This window comes from Bradyrhizobium sp. HKCCYLS1011 (genome assembly GCF_051167795.1).
In the GTDB taxonomy this organism is placed as follows: domain Bacteria; phylum Pseudomonadota; class Alphaproteobacteria; order Rhizobiales; family Xanthobacteraceae; genus Bradyrhizobium.
In genome coordinates, this window is the sequence record NZ_JBNPTT010000017.1 from 61,302 (window position 1) to 78,798 (window position 17,497).

Sequence of the window (17,497 nt, forward strand, 5' to 3'; positions counted from 1 at the left end):
GAAGACGACCGCTTGATGCGCGGGCGCGGCCAGTTCGTTGCCGATATCCGACTTCCAGGGTTGCAGGATGTCTCCTTCGTGCGCAGCCCACTCGCGCATGCACGGATCCGCGGCATTCAGATTCCGCAAGCCTATCGCAACAGTGTGTTCACGGCGGCGGATCTCGTCGGCGTCCAGCCGATCCGCGCAGTATCGGGCCTTCCCGGCTTCAAGATCTCCGAGCAGCCGGTGCTCGCGACCGGCAAGGTGCGCCAAGTCGGCGAACTCGTCGCGATGTGCGTGGCGCCGACACGGGCCGAGGCGGAGGACATCGCGGCAGCCGTGGTGCTCGATCTGCAGGAGCTGCCGGCGGTCCATGACATGCTGCGCGCACGCGATCCCGGCGCGCCGCTGGTCCATGAGCATTGGGGCGACAACATCTTCCTGGAGACCAACTACGAGGTGGATATCGCCTCGGCACTCGACGCCCCCATCAAGGTCAGTCGCGAGATCACCACGGCGCGCCAATGCATGTCGCCGCTGGAAGGCCGCGGCGTGGTTGCGACCTTCGATCACCGCCTCGATCAGCTCACTCTCTATTCTGCGGCGCAGATGCCGCACATCAACCGCAACGGCCTCGCCGAATGTCTCGGCATGGAACAGGGGCGCATCCGCGTCATCTCGCCGGATGTCGGTGGCGGCTTCGGCCATAAGGGAATTCTGCTCCCGGAAGAAGTCTGCCTGGCCTGGCTGACCATGCAGCGTGGTCACCCGGTGCGCTGGATCGAAGACCGACGCGAGCATCTAACCGCGAGCGCCAACTGCCGCGAACATCATTACAAGATCTCGGTCTACGCCGATCGCGACGGTCGCCTTCGCGGCATCGATTGCGAGGCGACGGTCGATTCCGGTGCCTATTCGTCCTATCCGTTCTCGGCCTGCCTGGAGGCGGCGCAGGTCGCGAGCATCCTGCCGGGCCCCTACGTGATGCCAGCCTATCGCTGCCGAACGTACTCGGTTGCCACCAACAAATGCCCGATCCTCCCCTATCGCGGTGTCGCCCGCACCGGCGTGTGCTTCGCGCTGGAGCTGATGCTGGACCTGGTTGCGGCCGAAGCCGGGCTCGAGCCCGGCGAAGTGCGGCTGCGCAATCTGGTGCAGCCGGCGCAGATGCCGTTCGACAACATCACCAAGAAGCATTTCGACAGCGGCGACTATCCGGAAGCGGTGCGTCGTGCCTTGGCGTCGATCGGCATCGAGGCGGTGCGCGCGCGACAACGCAGAGGTGAGCCTGATGGTCGTCGCATCGGGGGCGGGCTTGCGATCTATTGCGAGCAGGCCGCGCACGGCACCTCGGTCTATTCCGGCTGGGGCATTCCGATGGTGCCCGGTCACGAGCAGGCAACGGCGCGGCTGACGCCGGACGGCGGACTCGAGCTGCGCGTCGGCGTGCACTCGCACGGCCAAAGCATGGAAACGACGCTCGCCCAGGTCGCGCATGAAATACTCGGTGTTGACGCGGCCAAGGTTCGCGTCGTGCTCGGCGACACTGCGACGACACCATATTCGACCGGCACCTGGGGCTCGCGTTCGATGGTGATGGCGGGCGGCGCAGTCGCGACTGCCTGCCGCGCCTTGGCCGAGCGCGCCACGCGAATCGGCGCCAAGCTGCTGCAGCAGGATGCTGCGCAGGTGGTCTTTGACCATGGCGAGGTGCGCGGCGCCAACGGCAGTGTGAGCCTCCGGGAGATTGCCCACACCTGGTATCGCCGGCCGCAGGATCTGCCAGGTGATGTTGATCCCGGCGGACTGGAAGTGACGTCCGGCTACAAGCCGCAGCGCGATAGCGGCACCTTCAGCTACGCCGCCCATGCTGCCGTCGTCGCGGTCGATCCCGATCTCGGCACGGTCGAAATCCTGGACTACGTGATCGTCGAGGACGGCGGCGTGCTGGTCAACCCGATGGTCGTCGACGGCCAGATCTATGGTGGCTTGGCGCAAGGCATTGGCACGGCACTCTATGAGGAGATGCCGTTCGATGCCGCCGGGCAGCCGCTCGCCACGACGCTTGCGGATTATCTGCTGCCGGGGCCGACCGAGGTGCCGGCCCCACGGCTGCACCATATGGAAACGCCGTCGCCCTATACCGAGTTCGGGGTCAAGGGTATCGGCGAAGGTGGCGCGATTGCGCCGCCGGCCGCGATCGCCAACGCGGTGAACGATGCTCTGCGCCCGTTCGGTGCCGAGATCATGCGCTCGCCAATCACGCCGTATCGAATCGTGGAGGCGCTGCTCGCGGCGCCGACTGAGGGGAAGGTGGCCGAATGAAGCCCGCGCCCTTTGCCTATGAGCGTCCGCGCGATCTCTCCTCTGCGTTGACGTCGCTCGCCGGCGGCGGTCCCGCCGCCAAGATCATGGCTGGCGGCCAGTCATTGGGGCCGATGCTCAATCTGCGGCTGGTTGCTCCTGAGCTGATCGTCGACGTTACTGGTGTCGACGAGCTGAAACAGGCCGATCTCGATGGCGGCGAACTCGTGCTCGGCGCCTGCGTGACCCACGCCGATATCGAAGATGGCCGTGTGCCTGATGTCACTGGCGGCGCGATGCGTGCCGTGGCCGCCAACATCGCCTATCGCGCGGTCCGCAACCGCGGCACCATCGGTGGGTCGCTCAGCCATGCCGATCCGTCGGCGGACTGGGTCTCTGCGTTGTCGGCCCTCGGTGCCAGCGTCACACTCCGAAGCCAGGCCGGAACGCGCAAGATGTCGATCTCCGAATTCGTGACCGGAGCGCTGCAGAGCTGCCTCGAGCCCGGTGAGCTGGTTGTCACAGTCCATGTTCCGAAGCGATCCGGCTCGGCGCAGTGGGCCTATGTCAAGACGTGCCGCAAGACCGGCGAATTCGCCCACGGGCTCTGTGCCGTGCTGATCGATCCCGGCGCAGGCACGGCGCGCATCGTCATCGGGGCGATCGACGCCGCGCCGATCCTGGTGCTCCACCCGGAGGAGATGTTCGGTGGTCCCATCAAAGGGGATTACAAGGAACGGTTTGACGCGCAGGTCGCCGATCGTCTGCTGTCCGCAGCAGGGGTGAGCGAGCCGGCTCATCGGCACATTCATCTGACCGTGCTTAAGCGTGCGATCCGGGAGGCCGCATGACCGCGCTTGCACTCACCGTCAACCGGCGCGACGTCGAGCTGCACGCGGAGCCGCGGATGAACCTCGCCGATATCGTGCGCGACAAGCTCGACCTGACCGGGACACATCTGGGCTGCGAGCATGGCGTCTGCGGTGCCTGCACAATCCTGCTCGACGGTGTGCCGGTGCGATCCTGCATTACCTACGCAGCCGCCTGCGTGGGCGCCGATGTCACGACGATCGAGGGACTCGACGGCGACGAGATCGCGATCGAGCTGCGGGCGGCTTTCACCCGCGAGCATGCGCTCCAGTGCGGCTATTGCACGCCGGGAGTGCTGGTGTCCGCGCGCGATCTCGTGTTGCGCCTGCCGGAAGCGGATGAGCGACAGATCCGGATCGGCATGAGCGGCAATCTCTGCCGCTGCACCGGCTATGTCGGCATCATCAGGGCTGTTGGCTTTGTCATTGCGGAACGCCGCGCGCGCGGCATCGCCCCCGAGCCGGATGGTGGGCGCAAGCTTTTGGGTCCGGCGGGCTCCGGCCATGGCTCCTTTGGACTTGACGAACGACAAGCCACGACACGGTCGACGTCGGTTGCGACTGCCGAAGCCAAAATTGCCAGCAATGCTGCTGCGGATTTCAAGCCCGCTTCGGTCATCGCGCAATCGTTCGAGGTCGCTCATGCGCCCGACAAGGTGTTCGCGCTGTTCGTCGATATCGCCGCGGTGGCTTCCTGCCTGCCGGGCGTGACGCTCGAAAGCGCAAGCGACCCGCAGCATATCCGCGGCAAAATTCGTGTCCAACTCGGACCGATCGTGGCCAGCTTTGTCGGCGTCGCGCAGGTCGAGCGAGATCCGTCCACCATGTCCGGTCGCATCGTCGGAGCGGGCAGTGATCGGCGTAGCCGCTCGTCGGCCCAAGGCGAGATCCGCTATGTGCTGGCACCGATCCGTCAGGGCGCTGCAACGCGGGTCGATCTGTCGATTGGCTACACGCTCACCGGCTTGCTGGCCCAGGTCGGCCGCGCCGCCCTGGTGCGTGACGTCGCGCGACGCCTGGTGGCCGCGTTCGCAGACAATCTCGATCGGAAACTTTCGGGCGATGCACCGGGCGAGAGCCGACAGCGGGAGACTATCAACGCCCTGGTGATGTTGGTCGACATCTTGCGGGAGCGCGTGCCCCGCTGGCTTGGAGGAGGCGGCCGCCATTAGCGGCCGAACAGAGAGTTGCGGGATGGGGTGCCTCAGGCCGCATCGCGCGTAACTGGTATGCGACGGAGATGACATGATGCGAAGCCTTCGGACTGTTTCCTTCATTGCGCTGGCGACGGCCTGCCTCGGCGGCAGCGCCCTGGCGGCAGATACCATCAAGATCGGCGTGAACGAGCCCCTGACCGGCGCGTTTGCGGCTTCCGGCACCTATGTCGTGAACGGCGCCAAGATCGCCGCCGACGAGATCAACGCCAAGGGTGGCCTTCTCGGCAAACAGGTCGAGCTCGTAATCGAAGACAATAAGAGCAATCCGACCGAGGCCGCAGCGGTCGCGGAGAAGCTCATCACCAGCGACAAGACGCCAGTGATGATGGGCGCGTGGGGCTCCAGCCTGACGCTGGCCGTGATGCCGAAGCTGATGGAATATGAGGTCCCGATGGTGGTCGAGACGTCATCCTCCTCCAAGATCACGACCACCGGAAATCCCTACATCTTCCGCATCTCGCCGCCTTCATCGGTCGAAGCGGCCGCGTTCAAGACGATCGTCGACAAGCTGGCGCTGAAGAGGGTTGATTTCCTCGTCATCAACAATGACTGGGGGCGCGGCACGGCCGAAGACTTCAGCAAGATGATGAAGGAGAAGGGCATCGAGATCGGCGTCGTCGAGACGATGGACCAGGGCGCGCAGGACATGAGCGCCCAGCTTTCCAAGCTGAAAGGGACCGATTCCGAGACCATCATCGTGACGACGGCGGTGGATCAGCTGACGCTGATCTTCAAACAGGCGGCAGCACTCGGTCTGAAGAAGCGCATCATCACCACCGGTGGTTCGCAGAATCCGGACCAGATCATCGCGCAGGCCGGCGCCGCCGCGAACGGCACCATGCACCTGACCACCTTCCTGCCGTGGTTTCCCGACCAGACCCCGAATCCGGAAGCGACCAAATATTTCATCAGCGAATGGAAGAAGCGCGGCTTTGATTTCGCCGGCTGCACCGAGAGCTTCCGCGGCTATGACGGCATCCGCACCGCGGCCGCCGCGATCGAGAAGGCGGGCAAGGCCGACCCTGCGGCGATCAAGGCCGCGCTGTGGGATATCGACGTCAAGGGCCTGAACGGCGACATTCTGTTCAAGAAGTCCGGCCCCTCTGGCAAGGAGAGCGGTCAGAGCCAGCCGAATGTCTATCTCATCGAGATCGATGACGGCAAAGTCGGTATGAAGAGCCTGTGAGGTGTGGCGACTACGGGCGAAGCGCCAACGCTTCGCCCACACCGGCGTGAGGACGGCATTTGAGCGAGTTTCTCCAGCATCTTCTCAACACGCTCGTGCTCGGCGGCACCTATGCGCTGCTCGGCATCGGGCTCACGCTGATCTTCGGCATCATGAATGTCGTGAATTTCACCCACGGCATTCTCTACACGTTCGGCGCCTACATCATGTTCATCGTGGTGCAGAAGCTGGAGCTGAATTTCTTTCTGGCGCTGCCAGTGGCGGTCATCAGCGGCTGGCTGCTCGGCGCGCTGGTCGAACTGACCCTGTTGCGGCCGCTCCGCGGTTCCGACATCGACACCACCATGCTGGTGATGATCGGTGCCTGGATCGCGATGCAGTCGGCAACGCTCTGGATCTTGGGTGGGGTGGCTAAATCAGTGCCGACGCCATTTCCGGAAGCCCCCCTTGTGCTTGGCCCGGTCTCGGTTTCCTGGCTGCGGCTGTTCGTGCTCGCTGCCGCAGCGCTGCTGATCGTGCTTACCTATGCTCTGATCAATCGCACCCGGCTCGGCTGCGCGATGCGTGCGACGTTCCAGGATCACGACACGGCGGCGCTGATGGGCGTCAACGTCGACCTGATCTATAACTCGACCTTCGCGCTCGGCTCCGGCCTTGCCGCCGCCGCCGGCGCGCTGCTCGGGCCCGTCTACGTCATCTATCCGCAGATGGGGGATCTCGCCGCCGTCAAAGCCTTCGCGATCGTCATTCTCGGTGGGCTCGGCAACATCACCGGCGCGGTCATCGGCGGCTTCATCCTGGCTCTCGCCGAGGAGTTCGGGGCCGGCTATGTCTCGTCGGGCTATCGCGACGCGATGGGCTTCCTGATCATCATCGCGGTGCTGATCTTCCGGCCGACCGGCTTGTTTCCCCGCGCGGAGCGAGTCGGATGAAACTGGCGGTGTCCATCGCGGCCGTCGCAGCGCTCGCCTCAGTGCCGCTCTGGCTGCGAGATCCCTATCTGCTGAACGCGCTGATCACGACCGGCATCTTCGTGGTCGGCGCGATGAGCCTCAACCTTTTGCTTGGCTTCACTGGTCAGCTCAGCCTCGGCCACATCGCCTTCTTCGGCATCGGCGCCTACGTCAGCGCATTGACCTCGCTCGGCTTCGATATCGGGCTTCCCGGCGGCTTTCGCATCGTGCATGAGCCCTGGCCGCCGCTCGCGGGCTTTGCGCTCGCCGTGCTCGCGGCCGCATTATGCGGGTATCTGGTCGGGCGGCTGTCGTTCCGGGTGCGAGGCGCTTATTTTGTGATCGTCACGATCTCCTTTGCGGAAGTGGTGCGGCTGGTCGCGTTGAACTGGGTCGAGCTGACGCAGGGGCCTCTGGCGCTGACCAGCATCCCACCGATGCAGGTCGGCTGGCCGGGCCTCGGCGAGTTCGTGTTCAGGACCAAGCTGCATAATTACTACCTTGTGCTCGGCACCGCTGCCCTCTGTTATCTTCTGATCGCACGACTCGTCGACTCGCAGTTCGGTCGCGCCATGCGCGCCCTGATGGAGAACGAGACGCTGGCGGTCTCGATCGGTATCGATGTGACGAGGACGCTGACCATCGCCGCCATGGTCTCGGCTGGCATCGCTGGAGCGGCCGGCAGCCTTTATGCGCATTACATGAAGATCATTGATCCCGAAGTGTTTGCCTTCATTAATACCGTGACGATGGTGATCATGGTCATCACCGGTGGCAAGGGATCATTGGCCGGTCCGGTCGTCGGTGGCTTGATCTTCGGGTTGATGCCCGTTGCGCTTCGTCCGGTGATGGCGCCGGAGGCGCAATGGATCGCCTATGGCGGGATCCTGATCGCCATCCTGTTCGTGATGCCGCGCGGCATCGTGCCCGCTCTTGCGAGGCACTTTCCGCGATCGAACCCGGCTGCACCGGAGGCCTTCGCGAACCGCGACGCGAAGGAGAGCGCGTGATGGCGGAAGCGGCGCTGCGCGTCGACAAGGTCGCGATGCATTTCGGCGGGCTGGTCGCAATTTCCGACATGACTTTCGCGGTGGGGGAGGGCGAGATCGTCAGCCTGATCGGGCCGAACGGCGCGGGCAAGACCACCGCCTTCAATGTCGTGACCGGCTTTCTCACGCCGACGCAGGGCGAGGTCAGCTACCGTGGCCAGGTGCTGACCGGGCTGAAGCCGCAGCAGATTGCGAGTCTTGGGCTGGTCAGGACGTTTCAGCGCACCAGCGTGTTTCCAAACGACACCGTCTATCAGAATGTGCTGATCGGGCTGCACCGGCGCGGCAAGGCAACGCTGTTGTCCTCCATTCTGGGTTTGCCAGGGGCACGCCAATCGGAGGCGGCATTGAGACGGGAGGCGGTCCAGCTCATCGAATGGATTGGGCTTGGGCGGCGCGCCCATGATCTGGCCGGATCGCTGTCCTACGGCGAGCAGCGGCTGGTCGGAGTGGCCGTGGCGCTTGCGGCCGAACCCTCGATGCTGCTGCTCGACGAGCCGGTGTCAGGCATGAATGCGTCGGAGACGCACACCTTCGTGCAGTTGATCCGCAAGCTTCGGGATCGCGGCATCACGATCCTGCTCGTGGAGCACGACATGCCGATGGTGATGAGCGTCTCCGACCGCATCGTGGTCTTGAACTATGGCCGGATCATCGCCGAGGGTCCTCCGGACGTGATCCGCAACGATCCCGCCGTGATCGAGGCTTATCTCGGCCAAGGCGTGAAGCATGCTTGAAGTGCGTGACATGGTTTGCGGCTATGGCGGTGTCACGGCGCTGCACGGCATCTCGCTCAAGGTCAAAGCGGGACAGCTGGTGGCGCTGATCGGCGCCAATGGGGCCGGTAAGAGCACGACCTTGCGCGCAATCTCCGGCCTCGTGCCATTGCGCGCGGGATCGATCCGCTTTCATGGCCAGGACATTGGCGGCGTCCGGCCGCCGCGCATCCTCGCCGCTGGTCTTGCGCATTGTCCGGAAGGCCGCCGCGTCTTCCCGCATATGAGCGTCGAGGAAAATCTCGATATGGGGGCCTATCTGCGCAGCGACCGCAGCGAGGTCGCGGCGGATCGCGATCGCATCTACAGCGAATTTCCGCGGCTGGCGGAGCGCAGGAAGCAGGCCGCCGGCACGCTGTCGGGCGGCGAGCAGCAGATGCTGGCGATCGGCCGCGCGCTGATGTCGCGACCCCGGCTCGTGATGTTCGACGAGCCGTCGCTTGGGTTGGCGCCGAATATCGTCGAACGGACCTTTGCGATCATCCGCCGCATCAGAGACTCCGGAACGACCGTGCTGCTGGTTGAACAGAATGCGTTCGCCGCGCTCGATATGTGCGACTACGCCTTTCTATTGGAGAGCGGGCGGATCGTGTTGTCGGGATCGGGCGCAGAGTTGATCGCGAACGAACACGTCCGGAAGGCCTATCTTGGTGGATGATCATCTGCCCGGGGACTCCGCAGGGTCGCGTGGCCTTTGGCTTCCTGTTTGTGATTTCAAGCGGCTCGTGGATGCCGGCATCGTGCCGCTCCGCGTCGCCGGACTAGATCTGGTGCTGATGGCGAGTGAAGGCCATGCGTTCGCCTGCGAACGCGCTTGTCCGCACGAACAGGCCGATCTCGCTGGTGGCCGCGTCTCCGTCGGCCGGTTGTTCTGCCCGCGCCATGCCGTATCTTTCTGTCTCAGCGACGGCGCGGTCTCATTTGGCTGGCAGATACGGCCGTTGCGGCTGTATCCGGTGCGGGTCGAGCGGGGCGAGGTCCTCATCGACGCCGCTGTGCTGAAATCGGCAGGCGAGGGGTAACCTGCATCAAGGCAGAAGCTCCCGAGCAGCGTTGACCAATGCACCATCGGGCTGGCGCAGCTCGGCAAGGATCGTGAAGTGGTCGGCCCCATCGATCGGAAGCAAACGTCCCGGCGCGCCGACTGTGCTACGCCGCTCATGGAAGTTGATCGAATCGAGCACCAGCGCCGGAAGCTCGTTGGTGCCATAGGCGATATCGAGGCGCTTGTTGATCACCGGCAGCCGCAGCGGCGACAGCGTCTCGATCTCCTTATCGGTGAGCTTCAGCGCAGTGTTCAATCCGGTATCGCGAATCGGCGCGAGTTCGTACACGCCGGAGATCGCGAGGCCCGCGGCAACGCGCGGATGATCGAGCGTCATCGCGACCAGATGCCCGCCGGCGGACCAGCCTGAGGTGACAACGGGGCCTGCGATCCTGTGCGCCGCGCCGTTCTCGGCGAGCCAGTCCAAGGCGCTACGGATCTCATCGACGATCTGCGTCAGGGAGACGTCGGGAGCCAACGAATAGCCGGGGATTGCCACCGACCAGCCATGCGAGGCGACGCCTTCGACCAGCATGGCGAACAGCTCGCGCGAATTGCGTTGCCAGTAGCCACCATGAATGAAGACCAGGCACGGGGCGTTGGGATCACGGGCCGGATAGAGATCGATCTTGTTTCGCTCACGCGGACCGTAAGGCAGGTCGAGCGCCGAGTTGAGCGTCGCGCGCACACGGGCAGAGGCCGCATTGCGCTCGGCGATCAGCTCCGGGCTGTTCTTGACCGCGCGGTTGTTGTCATAGGCGGCATCCCGCTCGCTCTGCGACAGCCTGTCCCAATGGTCGCGGGGATCGTCAGGACGATGCCGGGTAGCGGCAGCATTGTTCATTCGCTCATCTCCTTGAGCTCGGTCGTTCTGCAACCAACACGGACGTCTGCCCGACTGTCGTGTGATGCTCATTGCATTTGTTTTCAGTGTCGCCCAGGCGTCTAGCACGACGACGAGAGCGAGACCAAGCCGAGGTGCTCATGCGGTCTCTGCCCAGATCGGGCCCGAGTATATATCAATTGCTCATTTTGCGCGCAGTTGTCGCCTAATATACTGGCGCGGCATCCTCTTTTCCTTGATTGTCGATTCGGTCATAAGCAAATTTTGGCGTATCCGCTGCGAGCGATACGCTTTTGGGATTTCAGGGGTGACTTCGGCCGATCATGACAAATGATGCTGGGGAGGCAGGCTGGCGTGTCGGTGTGCTGTTCTCGCAGACTGGTGTGACCTCGGGCATCGAGCGGACGCAGCTCAATGCCACCCTGTTGGCGATCTCGGAGATCAATGCCGCCGGCGGCATTCTCGGCCGGCCCGTGGAGCCGGTGATCTACGATCCTGCGTCGGACCCGAAGAAGTTCCGCGCCTTCGCCGAGCGGCTGTTCCAGGTCGACCGCATCCGCCTGCTGTTCGGCTGCTACATGTCGAGCACGCGCAAAGCCGTGCTGCCGTCGGTCGAGGGCCATCGGGGCCTGCTATTCTATCCGACGCTCTATGAAGGCTTCGAATATTCGCGGAACTGCATCTACACCGGCGCGGCCCCCAACCAGAATTCGCTGCAACTGGCGCGCTTCCTGCTGTCGACTTATGGCAACCGCTTCCTGTTCGTTGGCTCGAACTACGTCTACCCCTATGAATCCAACCGGCTGATGGCCGATTTCGTCGTGCAGGGCAAAGGCAAGGTGCTGGACGAGATCTACGTGCCGCTACACGCACAGGCCAAGGACTTCGACAAGGTCATCGCCCGGATCAAGAAGACGTCGCCGGACGTGATCTTCTCGACCGTGGTCGGCAGCGGCACGGCCGATTTCTACCGTGCCTACCGCGCGGCCGGCTTCGATCCGATACGGATGCCGATTGCGAGCCTGACCACCAGCGAGGCCGAGGTCGCCGAGATGGGAGCGGAAGCGGCCGAGGGCCATATCACGGCGGCGCCGTTCTTCGAAACATTGTCGTCGCAGGCGGCGCGGCGCTTCGTCGCCAGCTTCAAGGCTCGATATGGCGAGGATGCACCGGTGACCGCCTGCGCGGAAGCCGCCTACTTCCAGGTCCATTTGGCCATGCGCGCGGTGGCCAAATGCGGCTCGGACGATCCCGAACAGGTGCTCGGGAACATGCGCGATTTCGAGTTCGATGCGCCGCAGGGGCGGGTACGCGTCGATCCGGAGAACAACCACACCTATCTGTGGCCGCGCATCGCCCGCGTCGACGGTATGGGTCGCTTTCAGATCGTCTGGAATCCGGGCGTGCGGGTGAAGCCTGACCCGTACTGCGTGGTCCAGAGCCTCGACGACTGGTCGGTCGACGAGCAGCAGCTCATTCGCTCCTGATGATCAGGGGCGCGGGACGGAGAACTGGACGTGGCCATCCAAATTCTTCGTGATCTGCGCGGCTTGCGGGTCCACGTGGTGCACCCGCCGGACAGTGAGCGTACCAAGCTCGTCGAGCACCTGCGCCGCATCGGCTGCATGGTCGAGATGCAATGGCCGGTGCCGGAATGCTGGGCAGAAGGTGCCGATGTCATCCTGCTGGCGATCGAGCACGATATGCGCCTGGAGATTCAGCGTTTGCTGAAATCTGATGCCGGCCTTCGGCCGACCCTGATCGCAGTCGTTTCCTATGAAGACCCGTCGACATTGCAACTGGTGCTTGAGGCCGGCGCCGTTGCGGTGATCGAACGACCCATCCGGCCATTTGGATTACTGACGAATCTGACGATCGCCCGCAGCCTGTGGTTGGAGCGGCGTGAATCCGAGAAGCGCCTGCGCAAGCTCGAACGCAAGCTGGCCGGCATCCAGCGGATCCAGAAAGCCAAGGCGATCCTGATGGATGGTCAGGGACTGAGCGAGGCTGATGCCTACGAGAGCATTCGCAGACAGGCGATGTCGAAGCGCCTCTCGATGGACGACATGGCCGCAGCTATCATTCACGCAAACGAGCTCTTGCAATACCGCGCCAAAGGTGATTAGCTTTTATTAGTTGAGGGGAGAGCATCCTTTCGACATCGCCGGACCATCGATGATGCTGGTCTGGCACCGGCTAGGCAGCCCGAAGAACCCGTGAAGGGTTCGTCGGGCTTTTTGTTTTTGGACCGAGTTTCGCCGCCGACGCACACCACGTTGTCGGGGCTCGATCCGATCTGGGCGAATTTCTGGCAGCAAGCAACGCGCTTCGGCGCGAACGAGGCCGTGTGTCTGGACAACGGGGAGTGTGCGGTATGGCAGTTGATAGACGCAAGTTCTTGAAGAGCGGCGCTTTGGCGGGTGGCGCGCTGATCACCTCGCCATGGGTGTTTTCGACCGGTGCGAAGGCTGCGGGCGAGATCAAGGTCGGTGTGCTGTTCTCGCTCACGGGCGGTCTCTCGATCATCGAGAAATCCTTGCACGATGCCACGATGATGGCGATCAGCGAGATCAACGCCGGCGGCGGTGTCAAAGGCATGAAGATCACGGCTGTTGCCGAGGACGGCGCCTCCGATCCGAAGACCTATAACGAGAAGGCGTCCAAGCTCGTCATCCAGGATCGGGTCCCGACAGTATTCGGTTCCTACACCTCCGCCAGCCGCAAGGCTGTGCTGCCGGTGTTTGAGAAGCGCAACAACCTCTACTTCTATCCGACCTACTATGAAGGCTTCGAGTGCTCGAAGAACGTCGTCTATACCGGTGCCGTTCCGAACCAGCAGCTATCGAACTTCATTCCCTGGATCATCAAGACGCTGGGCAAGAAGAAATTCTTCATCGTCGGGTCGAACTACATTTACCCGCGGGAGATGGCCAAGGTTTCCAAGATTCTGATCGAGAAGAACGGTGGCGAATGGATCGCTGACGAATATCTCGAGCTCGGTCATTCCGAATGGGGGTCGATGGTCAACAAGATCAAGTCGTCCGGCTGTGACGTCGTCTTGTCGAACGTGGTCGGTGACTCCGTCGTCGCATTCTACCGCGAATACAAGAACCAGGGTCTCACCCACGACAAGCTGCCGATCTGTGCAACCGTCACCTCGGAGATCGAGATCGCGGCGATGGGCGCGGAATATGCGGTGGGCTCCTTCACCTCGTTCCCGTATTTCCAGGCCATCGACACCGATCGAAACAAGGCGTTCATCGAGCGCTATCGTGCGTTCGTGAAGGATCCGAAGGCGGTGACCCATCACGCGCTCGAGTCGTCCTATTTCCAGGTCTTCCTGTGGAAGCAGGCGGTCGAGAAGGCGGCCGAGATCTCGCCGACCGCGATCCGCGAGGCCGTCAAGGGCCAGGAGTTCGATGCGCCCAACGGCCATGTCAAGATCGAGCCGGAGAACCTGCACACCTATCTCACCCCGCGTATCGCACAGTGGCTCCCGGACGGGCAGGGCAAGATCATCGACGCCTACAAAGAGCCGGTCATGCCGCTTCCTTACGTCGCCTACGGCGAAACCCCGACCAACCTCTTCTGCACCTCGAAGGGGTTGGATGCGGCCAAGTTGAAAACCTGACGTCAAAAACCCGACCTGAAGGAAATCTCGTCCGCCGCGCGTTCTCCCGCGCGCGGTGGACGGCGGAGGCATATGGCATGCTCGAGGTCCTGTTCATCGGTCTCAGCCTGGGATCGATCCTGCTGTTGGTCGCGCTCGGCCTCGCCATTACCTATGGCGCGATGGGCGTCATCAACATGGCCCATGGCGAGATGGTGATGGTGGGGGCCTATGTGACCGTGCTGTCCGGGCTGTGGCTCGGCACCAACATCTTCGTCGCGATCCCGCTCGCCTTCATCGTCACCGCGTTACTCGGACTTTTGATCGAGCGGGTCGTCGTTCGCAAGCTTTATGGCCGGCTGCTCGATACGCTGCTTGCCACCTGGGGCATCGCGATTCTGATTCAGCAGGCCGTCAGACTCGAATTCGGGCTGTCGTTCCTCGGCATTCACATCCAGGGCCTCGGACCGGGCCTGCAGAACGTCAGCGTGCCGGAGATCCTGCAGGGCACGCTCCGTATCGCAGGCGCCGACATCAATCGCTACCGCGCCTTCATTATTGTGGTGACCGCTATTCTCGCTCTCGCTACTTGGTTTGTGATCTACCGCACCGTGGCCGGCACCCAGGTTCGCGCCATCATCCGCAATCCGAAGATGGCGGCGGCCTGCGGCATCGATGTCACGCGCGTCAACGCGCTGACCTTCGCATTCGGCTCCGGTCTTGCCGGCGTTGCCGGCGTGATGATGTCCGGCTTCAAGACCGTGTTTCCGGACATGGGGACGCCGATGGTGGTCGACGGCTTCCTGGTCGTCGTGATGGGTGGCGTCGGCAGCCTGCTCGGCTCGGTATTCTCTGCGGGCATTCTCGGCGAGATCAACGGCTTGGTGGCGGCCGCGACCAACGACATTCTCGCCCGTGCCGTCGTGTTCGGCGTCGTGATTGCGATCATCGTACTCAAGCCGAAGGGCCTGTTCGCCCTGAAGGGGCGCTGACCATGCTGTCCAGGCGCCGCATCGACTGGGCGATCTACGCCGCGTTCATTGTCCTGATCATGGTCTTCCCGTTGATCATGGATTCGTTCTGGCTGAACCGGCTCGCAAAATATCTCGTGTTCGGCATGCTCGGCATCGCCGTCGCGCTGTCGTGGGGCTACGCCGGCATCCTCAATCTCGGGCAGGGGCTGTTCTTCGGGGCCGGCGCCTACATGCTGGCGATGTCGCTGAAGCTGGCCAGCACCACCAGCCTGCAGCAAGGCTCCGACAAGCCGGTGCCGGACTTCATGCTGTGGAATGCCGAGCCCGGCGCCAAGACCGAGCTGTGCTGCATCAACAAGGCCTCGTTCCTCTGGCTACCGTTCCAGAGCCAGTGGTTCGGCGTCGCGATGGGCCTGATCCTGCCCGTGTTGATCGCCTTCGTGCTCGGCTCGATCGTGTTCCGCAAGCGCATTTCCGGGGTATTCGTCTCGATCATCACGCTGGCGCTGGTGCTGCTGGTCCGCCTCATCATGATCGACGCCCAGCCGGTTACCAACGGGTTTAACGGCCTCACCGATCTCGGCTGGTTCAAGCTGGGAGGATTCGAGTTCGACCCCTATGTGGTGCCGAGCTATTACCTGATTGCGATCTCGCTGAGCGTCGTGCTGGTGCTGGCGCGGCTGCTGGTCGAGACCCGGGCCGGTGTGATTCTGCAGGCGATCCGCGACGACCAGAATCGGGCGCGTTATCTCGGCTTCGACGTTCCGGCCTACCAGACCTTCTTCTTCGCCGTGTCGGCGCTGATCGCCGGCTTCGCCGGCATGCTCTATGTGATCGTATCGGAGTTCGCCTCGCCGACCTTCATGGATCTGAGTTTCTCGATCACCATGGTGGTGTGGGCTGCCGTCGGCGGCCGCGCCTCGATCCTAGGGGCGTGCATCGGCGCCATCCTGATCAACATGATCTCGGCGACCGTCAGCGAGACCGAAGGGTTCGCGGAGGCGTGGAAGGCGATCATCGGCCTCGTCTTCGTGCTGGTCGTGCTCTATCTGCCGCGTGGCATCGCCGGTCTCGCGCACGATCTGATCGACCGCTTCGTCGCACGCAGGACGCCTGACCGGACGCCAGCGTTGCGTGTCAACGGCGCGTCCTCACAGCTTGCAGAGTAGGCCGATGGCACAGGCAGCATTGACCATTGATGGGCTCAGTGTCGACTTCGAGGGCTTCAAGGCCGTCAACGGCGTGTCGATGATCGTCGAAGACGGCGAGCTGCGCGTCCTGCTCGGCGCCAACGGCGCCGGCAAGACCACCCTCATGGACCTGATCTCGGGCAAGACCAGGTCGACCGGCGGTCGCGTGTTTCTCCACGATACCGACATCACGAACTGGGAAGAGCACAGAATCGCGCGCGCCGGCATCGGGCGCAAATTCCAGATCCCGAGCGTGTTCAAGGAGCTGACCGTCCGCCGCAATCTGGAGGTCGCCAGCTGCACGAGCCCGAGCGTGTTCGCTAATCTTGGCTTCGGCTTTCCGGCGAAGGCGAAGGTCGACGAGGTGCTGGAGCTGATCGGGCTCGCCGAAGAAGCCAACCGCGTTGCGGCCTATCTCAGCCATGGCCAGACCCAATGGCTCGAGCTGGGTCTCCTGATCACGCAGGACCCGAAGATCATTCTGCTCGACGAGCCGACCGCGGGCATGACCCAGGCCGAGACGCATAAGACATCACTGATCGTCAACAATCTCAAGGGGCGCCACACCATCATCGTGGTCGAGCATGACATGGCGTTCGTGCGCGAGATCGCCGAACGGATCACCGTCCTGCATCTCGGGCAGGTGCTGGCGGAGGGTAGCGTCTCCGAGATTGAGACCGATCCCAAGGTCAAGCAGGCCTATCTTGGCTCGAAGGGGATCACCTGATGCTGGCGCTCTCGCATGTCGACAGCTTCTACGATCGCAGCCACATCCTGCACGACATCTCGCTCGATGTGCCTGAGAGGCGCGTGACGGCCGTCTTGGGGCGCAACGGCACCGGCAAGACGACGCTGCTCAAGACCCTGATGGGATTGACCGACCGCATGGACGGGCAGATCAGGTTGGCCGATCGAGAGATCGGCGGTGAGCCGACATTCAGGCGGGCGCGCGCAGGGATCGCCTATGTGCCTCAGGGCCGGGATATCATTCCCGATTTCACGGTCCGCGAGAACATCCTGATGGGCTCGTTCGCGCGGATCGACGGCAAACGCGAGATTCCGCCGCTGGTCGCCGAGCTGTTTCCTTATCTGATGAACAATCTCGACCGCAACGGCGGCGTGCTGTCCGGCGGCCAGCAGCAGCAGCTTGCGATCGCACGCGCGCTTGCCGCCGACCCCAAGATCATCCTGCTCGACGAGCCGAACGAAGGCATCCAGCCGTCCATCGTCGAGGAGATCGAGCAGGTCATCGTCCGGCTCAACGGGGAGATCGGACTGACCGTGATCCTGGTCGAGCAGAACGTCTCGTTCGTCCGCAATGCGGCGCACCGTTTCGCCATGATGGAGAAGGGGCGCATCGTCGCGGCGGGCGACATTTCGGAACTCACCGACGCGATGGTTCACCGGCACATGGCGGTGTGACGGTGGCGGCGGGTGGAGGCAGAGGGCGGTGCGTCGGCCAGCGCATCGGAACTTGAACGGCAGGGCTTATGACGGG

Annotated in this window: 17 protein-coding genes; 16 read left to right on the forward strand and 1 reads right to left on the reverse strand. The window is 63.4% G+C overall.

Features of this window, described 5'->3' with window-relative positions:
• The first annotated feature begins 15 nt into the window (after positions 1–15).
• The 9 genes from ACQR1W_RS38485 (at position 16) to ACQR1W_RS38525 (ending at position 9,358) form a co-directional block, all read left to right on the forward strand.
• The gene (locus tag ACQR1W_RS38485; protein WP_434855716.1) at positions 16–2,307 is read left to right on the forward strand and encodes a xanthine dehydrogenase family protein molybdopterin-binding subunit; all 2,292 of its coding nucleotides are present in this window, start codon (positions 16–18) and stop codon (positions 2,305–2,307) included.
• Positions 2,304–3,137: an FAD binding domain-containing protein gene (locus tag ACQR1W_RS38490; RefSeq protein WP_434855646.1), complete on the forward strand. Its 834-nt coding sequence runs from the start codon at positions 2,304–2,306 to the stop codon at positions 3,135–3,137. The genes ACQR1W_RS38485 and ACQR1W_RS38490 overlap by 4 nt, the downstream gene beginning before the upstream one ends.
• Positions 3,134–4,327, forward strand: a complete 1,194-nt coding sequence (locus tag ACQR1W_RS38495; protein WP_434855647.1) for a xanthine dehydrogenase family Fe-S subunit — start codon at positions 3,134–3,136, stop codon at positions 4,325–4,327. The genes ACQR1W_RS38490 and ACQR1W_RS38495 overlap by 4 nt, the downstream gene beginning before the upstream one ends.
• 73 nt (positions 4,328–4,400) lie before the next feature.
• A complete protein-coding gene (locus tag ACQR1W_RS38500) occupies positions 4,401–5,558 on the forward strand; it encodes an ABC transporter substrate-binding protein (RefSeq protein WP_434855648.1) in 1,158 nt (385 codons plus the stop codon).
• A gap of 59 nt (positions 5,559–5,617) precedes the next feature.
• The gene (locus tag ACQR1W_RS38505) at positions 5,618–6,490 is read left to right on the forward strand and encodes a branched-chain amino acid ABC transporter permease (protein WP_434855649.1); all 873 of its coding nucleotides are present in this window, start codon (positions 5,618–5,620) and stop codon (positions 6,488–6,490) included.
• A complete protein-coding gene (locus ACQR1W_RS38510; RefSeq protein ID WP_434855650.1) occupies positions 6,487–7,521 on the forward strand; it encodes a branched-chain amino acid ABC transporter permease in 1,035 nt (344 codons plus the stop codon). The genes ACQR1W_RS38505 and ACQR1W_RS38510 overlap by 4 nt, the downstream gene beginning before the upstream one ends.
• A complete protein-coding gene (locus ACQR1W_RS38515; protein WP_434855651.1) occupies positions 7,521–8,297 on the forward strand; it encodes an ABC transporter ATP-binding protein in 777 nt (258 codons plus the stop codon). The genes ACQR1W_RS38510 and ACQR1W_RS38515 overlap by 1 nt, the downstream gene beginning before the upstream one ends.
• On the forward strand, positions 8,290–8,994 hold the full coding sequence (locus tag ACQR1W_RS38520; protein WP_434855652.1) for an ABC transporter ATP-binding protein: 705 nt from the start codon (positions 8,290–8,292) through the stop codon (positions 8,992–8,994). The genes ACQR1W_RS38515 and ACQR1W_RS38520 overlap by 8 nt, the downstream gene beginning before the upstream one ends.
• Positions 8,987–9,358: a Rieske (2Fe-2S) protein gene (locus tag ACQR1W_RS38525; protein ID WP_434855717.1), complete on the forward strand. Its 372-nt coding sequence runs from the start codon at positions 8,987–8,989 to the stop codon at positions 9,356–9,358. Before ACQR1W_RS38520 ends, ACQR1W_RS38525 begins: the two co-directional genes overlap by 8 nt.
• 6 nt (positions 9,359–9,364) lie before the next feature.
• Here ACQR1W_RS38525 and ACQR1W_RS38530 read toward each other — a convergent pair whose 3' ends face one another.
• Positions 9,365–10,225, reverse strand: coding sequence for an alpha/beta hydrolase (locus ACQR1W_RS38530; RefSeq protein ID WP_434855653.1), 861 nt, complete (start codon positions 10,223–10,225; stop codon positions 9,365–9,367).
• Between the two features lie 323 nt (positions 10,226–10,548).
• On the opposite strand from ACQR1W_RS38530, the gene ACQR1W_RS38535 reads away from it, so the two are divergent.
• The 7 genes from ACQR1W_RS38535 to urtE all read left to right on the forward strand — a co-directional run bounded on the left by ACQR1W_RS38535 (position 10,549) and on the right by urtE (position 17,421).
• Complete coding sequence (locus ACQR1W_RS38535; protein WP_434855654.1) at positions 10,549–11,712, forward strand: transporter substrate-binding domain-containing protein; 1,164 nt, start codon at positions 10,549–10,551, stop codon at positions 11,710–11,712.
• A 30-nt stretch (positions 11,713–11,742) separates the two neighbouring features.
• The gene (locus ACQR1W_RS38540; RefSeq protein WP_434855655.1) at positions 11,743–12,351 is read left to right on the forward strand and encodes an ANTAR domain-containing response regulator; all 609 of its coding nucleotides are present in this window, start codon (positions 11,743–11,745) and stop codon (positions 12,349–12,351) included.
• Positions 12,352–12,599: 248 nt separating this feature from the next.
• Positions 12,600–13,856 (forward strand): transporter substrate-binding protein, encoded by a 1,257-nt coding sequence (locus ACQR1W_RS38545; protein WP_434855656.1) that lies wholly within the window; start codon positions 12,600–12,602, stop codon positions 13,854–13,856.
• A gap of 77 nt (positions 13,857–13,933) precedes the next feature.
• The gene (gene urtB / locus ACQR1W_RS38550) at positions 13,934–14,827 is read left to right on the forward strand and encodes an urea ABC transporter permease subunit UrtB (RefSeq protein ID WP_008973622.1); all 894 of its coding nucleotides are present in this window, start codon (positions 13,934–13,936) and stop codon (positions 14,825–14,827) included.
• A 2-nt stretch (positions 14,828–14,829) separates the two neighbouring features.
• Positions 14,830–15,978, forward strand: a complete 1,149-nt coding sequence (gene urtC, locus ACQR1W_RS38555) for an urea ABC transporter permease subunit UrtC (RefSeq protein WP_434855657.1) — start codon at positions 14,830–14,832, stop codon at positions 15,976–15,978.
• Positions 15,979–15,982: 4 nt separating this feature from the next.
• On the forward strand, positions 15,983–16,726 hold the full coding sequence (urtD, locus tag ACQR1W_RS38560; protein ID WP_434855658.1) for an urea ABC transporter ATP-binding protein UrtD: 744 nt from the start codon (positions 15,983–15,985) through the stop codon (positions 16,724–16,726).
• Positions 16,726–17,421 (forward strand): urea ABC transporter ATP-binding subunit UrtE, encoded by a 696-nt coding sequence (gene urtE / locus ACQR1W_RS38565; protein WP_434855659.1) that lies wholly within the window; start codon positions 16,726–16,728, stop codon positions 17,419–17,421. Before urtD ends, urtE begins: the two co-directional genes overlap by 1 nt.
• The last annotated feature ends 76 nt before the right edge of the window (positions 17,422–17,497 follow it).

Excerpts from the sequence above, each read along its gene's own strand:
- ACQR1W_RS38485 (WP_434855716.1), top strand. The coding sequence starts at position 16 with ATGCGCGGGCGCGGCCAGTTCGTTGCCGATATCCGACTTCCAGGGTTG.
- ACQR1W_RS38490 (WP_434855646.1), top strand. The coding sequence starts at position 2,304 with ATGAAGCCCGCGCCCTTTGCCTATGAGCGTCCGCGCGATCTCTCCTCT.
- ACQR1W_RS38495 (WP_434855647.1), top strand. The coding sequence starts at position 3,134 with ATGACCGCGCTTGCACTCACCGTCAACCGGCGCGACGTCGAGCTGCAC.
- ACQR1W_RS38500 (WP_434855648.1), top strand. The coding sequence starts at position 4,401 with ATGATGCGAAGCCTTCGGACTGTTTCCTTCATTGCGCTGGCGACGGCC.
- ACQR1W_RS38510 (WP_434855650.1), top strand. The coding sequence starts at position 6,487 with ATGAAACTGGCGGTGTCCATCGCGGCCGTCGCAGCGCTCGCCTCAGTG.
- ACQR1W_RS38515 (WP_434855651.1), top strand. The coding sequence starts at position 7,521 with ATGGCGGAAGCGGCGCTGCGCGTCGACAAGGTCGCGATGCATTTCGGC.
- ACQR1W_RS38520 (WP_434855652.1), top strand. The coding sequence starts at position 8,290 with ATGCTTGAAGTGCGTGACATGGTTTGCGGCTATGGCGGTGTCACGGCG.
- ACQR1W_RS38530 (WP_434855653.1), bottom strand. The coding sequence starts at position 10,225 with ATGAACAATGCTGCCGCTACCCGGCATCGTCCTGACGATCCCCGCGAC.
- ACQR1W_RS38535 (WP_434855654.1), top strand. The coding sequence starts at position 10,549 with ATGACAAATGATGCTGGGGAGGCAGGCTGGCGTGTCGGTGTGCTGTTC.
- ACQR1W_RS38545 (WP_434855656.1), top strand. The coding sequence starts at position 12,600 with ATGGCAGTTGATAGACGCAAGTTCTTGAAGAGCGGCGCTTTGGCGGGT.
- urtB (WP_008973622.1), top strand. The coding sequence starts at position 13,934 with ATGCTCGAGGTCCTGTTCATCGGTCTCAGCCTGGGATCGATCCTGCTG.
- urtC (WP_434855657.1), top strand. The coding sequence starts at position 14,830 with ATGCTGTCCAGGCGCCGCATCGACTGGGCGATCTACGCCGCGTTCATT.
- urtD (WP_434855658.1), top strand. The coding sequence starts at position 15,983 with ATGGCACAGGCAGCATTGACCATTGATGGGCTCAGTGTCGACTTCGAG.
- urtE (WP_434855659.1), top strand. The coding sequence starts at position 16,726 with ATGCTGGCGCTCTCGCATGTCGACAGCTTCTACGATCGCAGCCACATC.